We start from the raw sequence: 14,411 nt of genomic DNA on the forward strand, positions 1-14,411 counted from the left end.
ATGTATCTTCATCTTCTCTTTGTGTTGCACCTCTAAGATAACACTTTTTAGAGGAACAAAGAAAAATCCCCGCGTCTTTTTTGACCGGGGATTCCTATTTTTTAGACCTTTTTAGACAGCCTCATTTTTCAATATCGGGGATTCCTATCCCTTTATTTTGATTTCAATAAGAGTCTTAGAAATGTCTTTCGCCCGCTTCGCGTTTTCCAAGCATTACGGCTCCTGCCATGGCAACCAGAAATAGCACCGAAATCAATTCGAATTTCGTAGAGCCGCAATGCTTGCGGCTTCAGGGTCATTTGTGTACAATGAATTGATTTATGATGAGAAAATACATAAAAACAATCTGTTAAATCCTTGAATTAATGAAATATCTCAATGCTTGCGGCTTCAGGGGCATTTGTGCACAATAAATTGATTAGTCAGGTATTATAATTGGAAACCCATTTTAATCATTAAACTTGTTCTACGCTGAGCCGCAAGCATTGCGGCTCTACAAACAAAAAAATCCTTTCCCCGTCGGGAAAGGATTTTTCAATATTAGGGATTCCTATCCCTTTATTTTGATTTCAATAAGAGTCTTAGAAATGTCTTTCGCCTGCTTCGCGTTTTCCAAGCATTACGGCTCCTGCCATGGCAACCAGAAATAGCACCGAAATCAATTCGAATGGTAAAAGGTATTCTCCATAAAGCGTTCTACCCAAAATCTCTACCATACCAGTTTGCGAATTATAGGTTAACGGGTTAACCGGTTCGCGGTCTGCTCTGCGCAAGAAAATAATTATTATACCACCCAGAATTACCGCTGTAACCACAGCGGCATAAATGGTTTTTTGTTTTTTCATTTCCTCATTTTCTGTTCTCAGGTTCAGGAACATGATAACAAACAAAAACAAAACCATGATAGCCCCGGCATAAACTATAATGTTTACAGCAGCAAGAAACTGTGCATTTAACAAAATATAGTGCGCTGAAAGCGAAAAGAAGGTTACAATCAGATAAATTACACTATGCACAGGGTTGCGCGACATAACGGTACCCAACGCCCCGAAGAGGGTGAGTATCGAAAGAATTGCAAATGTGTAATAGATAGGAGGCAGATGTAATAAGTTTTTAAAAAATTCCATATCAGTATTTTCTCGATAGAATTAAGCGTTTTTCCAAAGTTTCATTGCGTCTTCTTTTGTCCAGGCATCACGGTGGTAGCGTTCGTTAGGGTCTTCCACCAGTTTGTCTTTACCAAAAACTACGTCTTCACGCTCGGTAAATACCGGCACAAATTTGTCATGACGCAAGTAAATGGCTTGTTTCGGACAGGCCTCTTCGCAAAGCCCGCAGAAAATACAACGCAACATGTTTATCTCATAAACCGCTGCATATTTCTCTTCTCTATACAGATGCTCCTCGCCTTTCTTTCTCTCCTGAGCCACCATTGAAATGGCTTCAGCCGGGCAAGCCACTGCGCATAAACCACAGGCAGTGCAACGCTCGCGACCTTCGTTATCTCTTTTCAGGATATGATGCCCGCGAAAAACCGGACCCAGGTATCTTTTTTGTTCAGGATACTGGATGGTCGGCTTCTTCATGAAAAAGTGACGGATGGTAATTCCTAAACCTGCCGCTAAAGATGGTAAGTAGCTGCGTTCAAACAAACTCAGCTCGGTCTTATCTGTTTTTTTAGCTCTATTAGTTAATTGCATAATGTTAGTATTTCAATGCAGGTATATAATAACACCCTGACTTTTTAAGCACCTAAAATTGCCTCTTTCTTTCGCGGACGTAAGGCCCAGAAAGCAGAGATGATCAGAATCATTACAGCCAAGCCAACCCAGATTCCTACCAATCTGTAACCTGAAAGCATGGCTACTGCTGTAATTACAAGATTAGCTACTGCTAAAGGTATCAGGCCTTTCCAGCCCAGATTCATTAGTTGGTCGTAACGGAAACGAGGGAGTGTCCAGCGTACCCACATGAAGAAGAAGATTCCGAAAAGAATTTTCACAAACATGCTGCCAATACCAATGAAAGTAGCCACATTATAACCTACTGTTTGACCAAACCAGCCTATTAAAGCATTTTGAACGTAGTCCATACCCGGATAATTGTATCCGCCAAAGAACAAACAGGCAGTTACCGCCGAAGAAGCAAACATATTAATATACTCGGCAAACAGATAGAAACCCAGTTTCATTGAGCTATATTCCGTATGGTAGCCACCAACCAGCTCGGTTTCACACTCAGGCAAGTCGAATGGTGTACGGTTACACTCGGCAAAAGCACAAACAATAAATATTAAACAACCCAATGGTTGATAAAAGAAATTCCAGTTGAAACCATGTTGCTGCTCAACAATGGTACGAATTGACAAAGAGCCGGTAAGCATCAGAATAGCGATGATTGACATACCCATTGCCAGCTCATAACTGATATTTTGTGATGCTGCACGGATGGCACCTAATAATGAGAACTTATTGTTAGATGCCCAACCGCCTATCATTACACCATAAACACCTAAAGAAACCACACCGAATACATAAAGAATACCGATGTTAATTTCAATGGCCTGTACTGCCACAAATTTACCGTCAATCAGAAAAGAATTTCCGAAAGGCACTACTGCACTTGACATCAAGGCTGTGAACATAGACAAACAAGGGCCCAGAATAAACAACCATTTATCTGCCTGCGCCGGAATAAAATCTTCTTTAAAGAACATTTTACCAGCATCGGCCAATGGTTGCAACAAACCACCCCATCCGGCACGGTTAGGGCCGGGTCTGTCCTGAATATATCCGGCTACTTTACGCTCAGCCCAGGTAGAATAAGCGGCAATACCCAACGTAATTGCAAAAATCACTAAAATTATGAGGGCTTTCCAAAGAAACATTGTTTCGTTTGCCCATTGAATAAAACCGTTCATAGTTTGTTAATTACTTATGCCCAAAATATTTTTCATCCTTTGCCATCAGCGCTTTGAAATCTGCCGACTGCTCAATTTCACTCATTTCGTGCAGATACTCACGTTTATCATCAATTTTTTTGTATTGAGACTCAGCCAGTTTCAGTGCGAAATCAGGTTTTTTAACCAGATTGGCTCCATATTTATTGGCCGAAATAACCGACGCACGCGCTACTTTGGTAGGGCCTTCGATTGTCCACTGGCTGGTTTGTTTTCTTTCAAAACGGCAGGTGTTGCAGATAAACTCTTTCACTTCTCCCCACTCGTTTTTGCGTGCTGTTACACGAATCACCTCATCGCCACGATACCATAGCTGTACTTTACCGCTACATTTCTCACAGTCGCAGTGTGCATCAACCGGTTTAGAGAACCACACACGGTTTTTGAAACGATACGTTTTATCGGTTAGGGCGCCTACGGGGCATACATCAATAACGTTTCCTGAGAAATCGTTATCAATAGCTTTACCGATATAGGTTGATATCTCTGCGTGGTCGCCTCTGTTCATTACGCCATGTACGCGATTATCAGTAATCTGATCGGCGGTATAAACACAACGGTAGCACAAGATACAGCGTGTCATGTGCAGCTGAATATATGGGCCCAGGTCTTCTTTTTCAAAAGTCCGGCGGTCTTCTTCGTAGCGGGTGTTACCTACACCATGCTCATAAGAGAAGTCCTGCAGGTGGCATTCACCAGCCTGGTCACAAATGGGGCAATCAAGCGGGTGATTGATTAACAGAAACTCAACCACCGATTTTCTTGCATCTACTACCTGTGCATTGGTGTAGTTTTCAACCACCATTCCATCCTGAATAGGTGTAATACAAGAAGCAACCAGCTTTGGCATTGGGCGCGGGTCTTTGGCTGAACCGGCTGTTACTTTTACAAGACAGGCACGGCATTTACCACCCGAGCCCTTCAGAGGCTCATAATAACACATAGCCGGAGGTGCAACTTCAGGACCAATTTTACGGGCTGCCTGTAAAATGGTTGTTCCCGGTGGCACTTCTACTTCCACACCATCAATGGTTACTTTAAATAATTGAGGGGCTGTATTTTCCATAAAATCAAATTTCTTAAATCAAAAACAAGATGCTTAAACCAACACGCTTTCTTTCATATATACTGCACCGGGTTTTGTGGCCTCTATCGGGTGTTTTACATGCCACTCAAATTCGTCGCGGAAATGGCGGATAGCCGAGGCCACCGGCCATGCGGCGGCGTCACCCAACGGACAAATCGTATTACCTTCTATTTTCTTCGATATATCAACCAGCAGGTCAATATCATGCATAGAGCCTTTTCCGTGTTCAATGCGGTTCAGCACTTTTTGCATCCAGCCGGTACCTTCGCGGCAAGGAGAGCATTGGCCGCATGATTCATGTTCATAAAAACGGGCAAAGTTCCAGGTATTGCGTACAATACAGGCTGTTTCGTCAAACACAATGAAACCACCAGAACCCAACATGGTTCCGGTTGCAAATCCACCGTCTGACAACGACTCGTAGCTCATCAGGCGGTCTTCACCGTTAGCGGTTTTCAGAAACAGATGCCCCGGTACGATTGGTACTGACGACCCACCTGCCACAACGGCTTTCAGCGTATGGCCTTTACGAACACCACCACAGTACTCGTCTGAGTTCAGGAATTCATCACATGACAAACCCAGGTTGATTTCGTACACTCCAGGCTTGTTGATATGCCCTGAAGCTGAAATCAATTTGGTTCCTGTACTTTTACCGATACCGTAAGTGGCGTATGCTTCACCGCCGTTATTGATAATCCATGAGGTTGTGGCAATAGACTCAACGTTGTTTACAACCGTAGGGCATTGGTAAAGACCCTTAACGGCAGGGAAAGGCGGCTTATTTCTGGGGTTTCCTCTTTTACCTTCCAATGACTCAAGCAAGGCGGTTTCTTCTCCACAAATATAAGCGCCACCACCCGGGTGCACTACCAGTTCTAAATCATAACCGCTTCCTAATATATTTTTTCCTAAAAAGCCTTTAGCTTTTGCTTCTTCTATGGCTTTTTCAAGAATGCGAATCACGTACATTAACTCGCCCCTCACATAAATGAAAGACTTATTGGCACCCAAAGCATAACTTGAAATAATCATACCCTCAATCAACAGATGAGGCAGGTTCTTCATCAGGTAATGGTCTTTGAACGTACCCGGCTCTGACTCATCGGCATTACAAACCAGATAACGAGGCACACCCTCTGGCTTTGCCAGAAAAGACCACTTCATACCCATTGGGAAACCCGCACCACCACGACCACGCACACCCGATTTCTTTACTTCTTCCACCACTTCATCGGGGGTCATTTTCTTTAGCGCCTTCTCAACAGCCGTATAGCCACCTTTACTGCGATAAACATCAAAAGTGTCAATACCCGGGGTGTTAATATGTTCGGTTAATATCTTCATGATACTCTGTTAAAAAATCAAATTCTTCTGTTAGTGAACAGGGCTGAAAACAGCCTTATTTTATTTAGATAATTCTTCAATTATCTCGTCAACTTTATCTTTGGTAAGATGCATGTAGTATTTTTCACGAATCTGGAAACAAGGCCCCCAGCCACAAGCAGCCAGACACTCCACTTCTTTGAGCGTAAACAGGCCGTCGGCGGTTGTTTGTCCTTTTTTCACGCCCAGCTTCTGGGTCAGATGCGCATACACTTCTTCACCGCCCATCAACACGCAAGGGCCTGTGCGGCAATACTCTATTACGTGCTTACCAACCGGCTCAAGGTGGAACATGGTATAAAAAGTGGCCACCTCATACACCTCAACCGGTGTAATGTTCAATAAAGAAGCCACGTAATCCATTACATCCTGACTCATCCAGGCAAATTGCTCCTGCGCCAGGTGCATAATAGGCATCAATGCCGACTTCTGCTTTCCTTCAGGATACCGGGCTATCATTTCCTGGGCTTTGGCCAGGCGTTCAGGTGTAAAAGCTACTGTATTTTTAATTTCAGTCATTTTAGGTAATCAAATTTTAGGCGTCTAGTTCTCCGGCAATTACATTAAGGCTACTCATAATTGCGATGGCATCTGAAATGGAAACACCTTTACACATTTCAGGGTAGGCCTGGTAATAAATAAAACAAGGGCGACGGAAGTGCAAACGATAAGGAGCACGGCCGCCATCGCTTACCAGATAAAATCCTAACTCTCCGTTTCCGCCTTCAACTGCATGATAAACCTCACCAACGGGGGCATCAATCTCACCCATCACAATCTTGAAGTGATAAATAAGTGCCTCCATGCTGCGGTAAACTTCTTGTTTAGGTGGCAGGTAGTAATGGTCTTCATTGGCATAGTATGGGCCTTCGGGCAGGTTTTCAAGCGCCTGTCTGATAATCTTCATACTCTCCCACATTTCCTGATTCCTAACCATGAAGCGGTCGTAAGTATCGCCGTTATGGCCAACCGGAATATCAAACTCGAAGTCCTGGTATGATGAATAAGGCTCCATTACACGAACGTCGTAATCAACACCGGCAGCACGCAGGTTAGGGCCGGTAAAGCCATATTCAAGGGCGCGTTCAGCCGTTATCGGGCCTACGTTCACTACCCTGTCGATAAATATTCTGTTTCTATTGAATAGCTTTTCAAACTCAGCCAGTGTTTTTGGCAGGTCGGTATAAATCAATTGCTTGATTTTATTCAATGCAGTTGGAGATAAATCACGCTCCATGCCGCCGATACGACCCATATTGGTAGTAAGGCGGGCACCACACATTTCTTCGTAGATTTCGTATATTTTCTCTCTTTCCTGAAACAGGTACAAGAAGCCTGAATAGGCGCCGGTATCTACCCCAAGAATAGAGTTACATATCAGGTGGTCGGCAATACGGGCCAGCTCCATCATAATTACCCTGATGTATTGCGCACGTTTAGGAACCTCTACACCCAGCAGTTTTTCAACCGTCATGTGCCAGCCCATGTTATTGATGGGAGACGAACAGTAGTTCATGCGGTCGGTGAGGGTGGTAATCTGATAGAAAGGGCGGCGTTCGGCGATTTTCTCAAAAGCCCGGTGGATATACCCGACGGTTTGTTCTCCTGATACAATTTTCTCACCGTCCATTTTCAACACGTTCTGAAAGATACCGTGTGTTGCAGGGTGGGTAGGCCCCAGATTAAGCGTAGTATATTCTGTATCTTCAACAATTGGCCTGTTAAGAGCCAACGCATCAGTAGTGTTTTTTGGGATAATCAGTTCTTCTGCCATTGTATTCAATTTTCAATTAAGCCGGCTATAGTAAAACAGTCTGACCCATTGGTAAAATTTATATTATCTGCCGAAAAGCGCATCAATCTTGTCGTTTCGGGTAGCATCTTCCAAAGGATATTCTTTCCGCATCGGGAAGTAATCCATTTCTTCAATATTCAAAATACGCTTCAGATTCGGGTGGCCGTCGAAGATAATACCATAGAAATCATACGTTTCTCTTTCAAGCCAGTTAGCCGTTGCATAAAGGGTAGTTGCCGTAGGGATGTGGATATCGTCAGCCGACAGAAACACCTTGATACGGATGCGCACGTTGTTTTCAAGACTATGAACATGGTAAATTACGCCAAACTCTTCGCCCTTGCTGTCAGGTAAGTGAATGCCGCAGATGTCGGTCAGAAAACGGAAACGGAAAGTTTCGTGCTTATTAAGATAAACCAGCAGATTGATAATATTCTGGCGATTGGTAGTAAAGGTGAGAAGCCCATGAGGCTCTTCAAAATTCTTTACATTCTCACCAAAATGAGCTAATAAATCTTCTGCAATTTGTTGATTACTTAACATGTAATTCTATTAATGGTTGAGGCTATTTAGTGATTTAGTGGTTTTGTAAATGAGTGATTAGTAAATTATTAAAAATCAAATAATCACACACTCATTCGCTAAATGCTCTACTGTATATTATAAGACTCTAACAAAGCTGAATATTCAGGGGTATTTCTGCGGCGCAACGACTCATTTCTGGCCAGCTCCTGTATCTGCATCAAACCGTCAAGAATCTGTTCCGGGCGAGGAGGGCAGCCGGGTACGTACACATCAACCGGTATAATGCGGTCTATACCTTGCAATACCGAGTAGGTATCAAAAATACCACCGCTTGATGCACAGGCACCCACGGCAATTACCCAGCGGGGCTCTGCCATTTGCAGGTACACCTGTTTTACAACAGGGCCCATCTTTTTAGCTATTGTGCCCATCACCATTAACAGGTCTGCCTGACGCGGAGAAAAACTGGGTCTTTCAGAGCCAAAGCGAGAAATATCATAGTGAGACCCCATAGTTGCCATAAACTCAATACCACAACAAGATGTGGCAAAAGGAAGCGGCCATAGAGAATAGCTACGCGCCATACCAATTACTTTATCTAGCGAGGTAGCAAAAAATCCTGCTCCTTCAAATCCTTCCGGTGCTTCCACCATTTTAACTGAACTCATATATCTGGTAGGTGTTTAAAGACTCAAAATAAAACTTAAGCCCAAACATTATATTAATTATTGAGTAATTTAGCGATGGGGTAAGTGAGCCATAAATCTGATTCTATTGAACTGGTCAATAACAGAACCAACTTATCATTCACACCTGCACGCTGCAAAATAAAAGTGTCGGACCACCAGCCCGACCTACGCTCGCTTAATCTTTTTCCCAGGTTAAAACACCTTTTTTTATGATGTAGTAAAAACCGGTCATTAACAAACCCAAAAACATTATCATTTCAACAAAACCAAACCAGCCGAGTTTCATGAAGTTGACCGCCCAGGGGTACATGAAAATGATTTCAACATCAAACAGCACAAACAGAATGGCGATTAGAAAGTACTTGATTGAAATGGGAGTTCGGGCGTCACCCTTTGATTCAATACCGCACTCGAAAGGGTCGTCTTTTTTAACGCTGTGTCTTTTCGGGCCGATTGAGTGGGTAACAATCATGGTAAAAACAATAAATCCAACGGCAGCGATTAACTGCACCAAAATCGGGAGAAAATCTGATGGCAAGTATTCTTTCATAATAACTGTAATAGTATCAGTAACAAAGGGCCCGGGATTTACGACCCTATATTAGTAACGATTAATTCGTATGTAAAGGTACAAATAAATTGCGTTTCAAAATTACTAACGTAAAGTTTAGAAACAAAATAAAAAAGGGTTGAATCTTCAACCCTTTCAGTATTTTATGAAAACTTTTTTTTTATCTTCCGTAGCCCGGCACTGCCTGTATGCAGGCGGCATTTGTTTTACAATCATTCAGGTATTACGAAGGCCTGCTTTTAAGGCTTTTATTGAACCAAAACCCGCTTGATTATTTTGTATTCGTTGTTTTTTACAATTACCTGGTACAGCCCTTTGGGTATACCCGCCAGGCTTAAAGTTTGCCTGGGGTTAAGCTCGCCAACATAAAAATCTCTTACAATGCCTCCTTTGGTGTCATAAAACTGAACTCGAACGTCTTTTAATGTATAAAAAGATTCAATATTCAGCAGATTATCAGAAACGGGGTTCGGAAAAACCTTGGCAAAGTTATCTGATGGCTCAAAAACAAAATTGAACTCCTTGGAAACAGGCGACGAGCAAGTCAGAGACGGGCGATTGGCAAATGAATAAATGACAGACTCTTTTACGGTGTACGCGCCCGACTGCCCTACCCTGATGAAACTTTGCGAATCAGATAGCTTTACGCCATCGCGGGTCCATTCAAAAACAGAGCCGAAACGCCCCTGATTGGTGGTCGCTAAAACATAAGGCCCCGTTTGTGCTATAGATGTTTCGGGCGGGCTTTCTCTTACAATAACTTCTACCTCGTCTGATGGCTGAGAAAAACAGCCGGTTTCATCTTTTACCTGCACATAAAAAACACCAGAGGTGGTTACATTAATGCTGCGGGCTTTGGTTTTATTGCTCCAGACGTATTCAAGGCTTTGCGGGGCCGTCAGATTCACATTGCCTCCTTCGCAAAAAGTAATAGGGCCGCTGGCACTAATAACCGGCTTGGGTGGCCCCTGCCTGGCCTCTATGATAACGGGGTCTGACACAGCCTTGCAGCCGTTAATGCTATAACTGGTAACAAAATACGTACCGCTGTTTCTAATAATCAGATTCTGACCAGTTTTACTATTGTTCCAGACATTGCCAGTTAAGGAAGAAGATTTCAGAACGATGCTGTCGGAGTCGCAGAATATAGCCGGCCCCATAACCGAAACAACCGGTTTTGTTACCGTGTTCTGTTCGGCAATATTAACCGGCTGAGAAAAATACATATTCCCGGCGGCATCATGCACCTGAACCGAATAACTGCCGCTATTTACTGCAATTGACTGAGCAGTGCTTCCGTTGCTCCAGAGGTACTTACTGTAATTGCCAGCCACTTCAATTTTAAATTTACCATTCTGGTCGTTGGCATTACAAATAACATTGAGCGCAACAGAGGCGCGGGCGGGTAATGGGCTTGAGCTGGTCAGGATTCTGTTATCAAGGGCATTATTCCAGTATTCAGCTGCCATATTCAGGCCTTCTTTATGAAAATGGATACCGTCTGCCCGGTAGTCTGTGCCCACTATCTGGTCTGTAAAAGGCCCGGGGAAAACATGAGGCACCTGAACAATAATCATATTCTGTCCATTAATAACATTTGGCTGCTCAACCGGATTGCGCGACGACCTTGCCATTACCCATGCCAGGTCTTCTTTGCCGCTATCTTTCCTGCTGGTTTCAATAACGGTCTTCATATACTCAAGGTATTTTTCAGATGGCGTAGATTCGTCGCTTTCACCTTGCTGCCACAACACGGCACGTACACCAGTGCGCGATACATAATATTGCAAGGCGGCTTTCATGGCACGATAAGGCATGCCGGGTACTGCAATAAAAGTAGGCAGCTCTTTAGTGAGGTCTTCTCCATTAGCAGACCGCTGCCATGCGTTGGCACCTATACCGCCCAGAGCGGCACCATAAAACAAAACAGGCACATTGAGCCTCTGGGCTAGTTTATCACCCAGCCTGCCCCAAAACCAGGGAACATAATTATAAGGAGCCATGCGGGTTGCATTACCCATTTGAGTAAACCTGAAAGGAAGAATGGTCTCGTCCAGAAAATTCTGGTAGAAGTCAACGGTTGATACCCGGTCATCAGTAGCACCAATATCACCACCTGCAAATTTGGCGTCTCCCTGAGCATTTGATTGACCCGCCACTATAAATACTTCGCCAACACCTATTTTTTCTATGGTAGCGTTAGCCACGACCTGATTATTCAGAATGCCTCGTATTTCAAGGTTATACCAACCGCCGCTCAGCTCTAAAGACCCATTAAAAATACCGGTGGTTAAGGTATTACTGATGGGGCTCCAGCCCAGTTCTTTGCCTTGCCCCTGTTTTACCGGAATCGCCCTTGCCTCAATCCGGTCAAGGAAATTGAGGTAACTGCCGTTAATATTTACGGTAGCTACATTATTATTGTTTCGTTGAAAAACAATTCTTGAAACCGGAAAATTAATCTGAATTTGCGAGTAAGCGCTAAGTGTAAAAATACAGAAGATAACAGCGAGCCATTTCTTATGCAGCATAAAAGTCAGGTTAAAATAGATTTATACTCATATTTATACACTTTTTGAATAAAAACCGTACACTTCCCTTATTGTTTATGGCATTTAATGATGGCTAAAACAAACATAAGGCACATGGCCGTTATTCAACAATAACACGCTTGAATATCTGGTAATCTTTGCTTGCAATTCTTACCACATATAAACCTTTTGCCAGGTTTTTCAGGTTCAGGGTTTGGCGTGTATTTAAATTACCAATATAAAAAGCCAAAGCGTTATTGCCTTTCATATCAAAAAAAGTAACATTAACGTTGGTATAGTCTTTCAGTGTTTCAATATTCATGAGTCCGTCAACCACGGGATTCGGAAAAACAATTGTACCGTTATCAGCCGGGTCTATTACATAATACAAAGGAGCCGAATACGGAGAGTAACATTTTAACGATGCCCCTGTATTAACAATATAACTTATGGAGCCCCTTACGGTATAATTACCTGACGACCTGCCTTTGATTATTTTTCCGGTGTCTGATAACCTTATGCCATCCTTGACCCATTCAAATTGTGAATCAACTGTGCCTGTGGGCAGGGCTTCCAGTGAATAAGGCCCCGACTTCGTAACCGTAATAGCCTGAGCGTTAGGTTTTACATCAACCTGTACCTCGTCAGAAGCCGGAGAGATGCAACCGTTTTCATTTCTGGTTTTAACAGAAAACACGCCTGAAGTAGAGGTATTAACGGTTTGTGCTGCGGTAGAATTATTCCATATATAACCATTAACACTGGTTGATGACGTAAGGATTACACTTGAGCCCTCGCAAAAAGTAGTAGGGCCACTTGCAAAAATGGTTGGCTTTGCAGGTAGAGGATTTACCTGAACAGCCACAGGTTCAGATACCTGCTGGCATCCAAAAGTGTTAGTGGCAGTTACAGAATAATTACCTGTCTGGTTCACAATGATTTCGTACCAGGATGCCCCAGTGCTCCATTGAATGCCTTCACGGACATCAGAAGTAAGTGTTACGCTGGCATCAGCGCAAAAAACTGTCGGCCCGCTGGCTGTCAGAAAAGGTTTCGCCGGTTTTGGGTTAACCGTTACCGTTAGTTTGCTTGAGGTAGTTTCACAACCGAATTCGTTTTTAACTTTCAGGGTGTAGTCGCCTGAATTACCAATCGTAATACTTGGTGTATTTTGACCCGTACTCCACAAATTGCCATTTGCTGCGGCAGAACGAAGCGTAACGGTTTTATCCTGACAAAATGTGGTAGGTCCCTCGGCTATAATTCTGGCCTCGGGGTTCGGAAACACCGTAATATTGGTTGCCTCTGACACCGCACTACAGCCCAGAAAATTAAACTTGGTTACTGTAAATGAGCCTGCGCTATTTGCAACAATAGATTTGGTATTTAACCCAGTTGACCAGTAGAAGTCTTCGTCAACATTAGTTGATAGCCTCACCGCGCCTCCATCACAAAAACTGGTGGCGCTTTCGGGTATAATCAACGGCCTACCGGGTATCAATTCACCCGAATAATTAATTCCCTGGGTAAAATAAACATTACCCAGCGCATCAGTTGCCTTGCCTCTGAAAAAACCATTACCAACTGCTATATTGCGGTTATTGTTGAGGTCAATAGAACCGTTGGTCCATTTATAATTAGTGTAGCCATCCTGCATACTTATATTAAGCGGCGCACCGGTATTCTGCACATTGCAGTTTACACTGAAATTTACCTGCGCAGAAGCCTGAACCGGGGTTGACCGGCTAAAAAAATCAGTATTCAGTTTATCATTCCAGGCATTGGCAAGGTCAATTAATCCCTGCCCGAAAAAATGGACGCCGTCAACTCTGGTAGTAATGCCATCGGTTTCGGGGCCTCTGAATACGTTGCTGTAATTAACAATAACTGCTTCCTGTGCAGATAAAATTGTTGGAGAAGTTGGCCTATCTTTAGTGCGTGACACCTTACTGACAACCCAGCTAAGGTTTTTTCCGCTATCTGTTCTGCTGCGCTGAATCAGGTATTGAAGGGTATTACGGTAAACGTCAAAGGTAGTACCTTTATCGCTGTCGGTTTCACCCTGATGCCATAATACCGCCCTGGCACCAAACATATTTACGTAATTGTAAAGCGATTTACGAAGGTTGTCGTATGGGTAACCCGGTAATGCATAATTGCCAGAGTAATAATCATAGCCTCTTCCGCCGTCGGCACTTACCTGCCATGATTCAACACTCATTGACTCCATGGCCGTATTAAAAAATAACACAGGCACACCCAGTTTAGAAGTAAGCAGGTCGCCCAGCCTGCCCCAACACCATGAACTGCCTCCTAAGGGAGCTATTTTTGTATTTTCGTCGAGATGACCAATGACAGGATAAGGAACTTCAGGTATCTGGCCGAAAGAGTAGTAATTTGTAACCACATTGACGCGGTCATCAGTAGCCGGGGGATTGCCGAAACCTGCGTACCCCATAGCATTAGACTGCCCGGCAATTACAAATACCTCACCTACCCCAACTTTATCTAATACGGCAGTTGTTACAATCTGTTGATTTTTAATGCCTCGTACTTCAAGCTGATACCAACCACCCCAGGCAGAAATGCTGCCATTGAAAGTGCCGGTATTAGGATTAATGTTTATGGTTGCCCAATCAGTAGACGCGCCACCATTGATGGCTAGAACGCGTACGTCTACCCTGTCGAGTTTCGACTGAAAAGAACCTGCAACAGGAATAACCCCTCCGCCAGAACTGTTTCTTTGAAAAACAGCACGGCTCATCGGAAAAGTAATCTGGAGTTGTGCCAAAACACTTGAATTTACAAACAAAAATAAAATTACAAGTACTTTCTTCATGGTTAAATTAAATAGCAAGCGCCTCTGGG

The 14,411-nt window shown here is 43.5% G+C and carries 12 protein-coding genes and 1 pseudogene; all 13 read right to left on the minus strand.

From position 1 onward, the window contains the following. Nucleotides 1–175: 175 nt before the first annotated feature. Nucleotides 176–262, minus strand: a pseudogene (locus NZ848_RS12705) (NADH-quinone oxidoreductase subunit J); the annotation flags it as partial. A gap of 319 nt (nt 263–581) precedes the next feature. Further along, a complete protein-coding gene (locus NZ848_RS12710; protein ID WP_253522480.1) occupies nt 582–1,127 on the minus strand; it encodes an NADH-quinone oxidoreductase subunit J family protein in 546 nt (181 codons plus the stop codon). A gap of 21 nt (nt 1,128–1,148) precedes the next feature. After that, the gene (locus NZ848_RS12715) at nt 1,149–1,700 is read right to left on the minus strand and encodes a 4Fe-4S binding protein (RefSeq protein ID WP_253522483.1); all 552 of its coding nucleotides are present in this window, start codon (nt 1,698–1,700) and stop codon (nt 1,149–1,151) included. Between the two features lie 44 nt (nt 1,701–1,744). Then, nucleotides 1,745–2,920 (minus strand): NADH-quinone oxidoreductase subunit NuoH, encoded by a 1,176-nt coding sequence (nuoH, locus tag NZ848_RS12720; RefSeq protein ID WP_253522486.1) that lies wholly within the window; start codon nt 2,918–2,920, stop codon nt 1,745–1,747. 10 nt (nt 2,921–2,930) lie between these two features. Then, nucleotides 2,931–4,025 carry a 2Fe-2S iron-sulfur cluster-binding protein gene (locus NZ848_RS12725; RefSeq protein WP_253522489.1) on the minus strand — a complete coding sequence of 365 codons (1,095 nt, stop codon included), beginning with the start codon at nt 4,023–4,025 and terminating at the stop codon, nt 2,931–2,933. Nucleotides 4,026–4,058: 33 nt separating this feature from the next. Then, the gene (nuoF, locus tag NZ848_RS12730) at nt 4,059–5,393 is read right to left on the minus strand and encodes an NADH-quinone oxidoreductase subunit NuoF (RefSeq protein WP_253522492.1); all 1,335 of its coding nucleotides are present in this window, start codon (nt 5,391–5,393) and stop codon (nt 4,059–4,061) included. Between the two features lie 60 nt (nt 5,394–5,453). Further along, the gene (gene nuoE / locus NZ848_RS12735) at nt 5,454–5,951 is read right to left on the minus strand and encodes an NADH-quinone oxidoreductase subunit NuoE (RefSeq protein ID WP_253522495.1); all 498 of its coding nucleotides are present in this window, start codon (nt 5,949–5,951) and stop codon (nt 5,454–5,456) included. A gap of 16 nt (nt 5,952–5,967) precedes the next feature. Beyond that, complete coding sequence (nuoD, locus tag NZ848_RS12740; protein ID WP_101726043.1) at nt 5,968–7,206, minus strand: NADH dehydrogenase (quinone) subunit D; 1,239 nt, start codon at nt 7,204–7,206, stop codon at nt 5,968–5,970. 63 nt (nt 7,207–7,269) lie between these two features. After that, entirely contained in the window at nt 7,270–7,770 is a 501-nt protein-coding gene (locus tag NZ848_RS12745; RefSeq protein ID WP_253522497.1) for an NADH-quinone oxidoreductase subunit C, read from the minus strand. Nucleotides 7,771–7,877: 107 nt separating this feature from the next. Beyond that, entirely contained in the window at nt 7,878–8,420 is a 543-nt protein-coding gene (locus tag NZ848_RS12750; RefSeq protein ID WP_101726045.1) for an NADH-quinone oxidoreductase subunit B, read from the minus strand. A gap of 196 nt (nt 8,421–8,616) precedes the next feature. Continuing rightward, nucleotides 8,617–8,994, minus strand: coding sequence for an NADH-quinone oxidoreductase subunit A (locus tag NZ848_RS12755; RefSeq protein WP_253535567.1), 378 nt, complete (start codon nt 8,992–8,994; stop codon nt 8,617–8,619). Between the two features lie 266 nt (nt 8,995–9,260). Beyond that, complete coding sequence (locus tag NZ848_RS12760) at nt 9,261–11,543, minus strand: sialate O-acetylesterase (protein ID WP_259015776.1); 2,283 nt, start codon at nt 11,541–11,543, stop codon at nt 9,261–9,263. A 121-nt stretch (nt 11,544–11,664) separates the two neighbouring features. Beyond that, on the minus strand, nt 11,665–14,382 hold the full coding sequence (locus tag NZ848_RS12765; protein WP_259015777.1) for a sialate O-acetylesterase: 2,718 nt from the start codon (nt 14,380–14,382) through the stop codon (nt 11,665–11,667). Between the last annotated feature and the right edge of the window lie 29 nt (nt 14,383–14,411).

The organism is Emticicia fluvialis, assembly GCF_024793945.1.
Taxonomy (GTDB): domain Bacteria; phylum Bacteroidota; class Bacteroidia; order Cytophagales; family Spirosomataceae; genus Emticicia; species Emticicia fluvialis.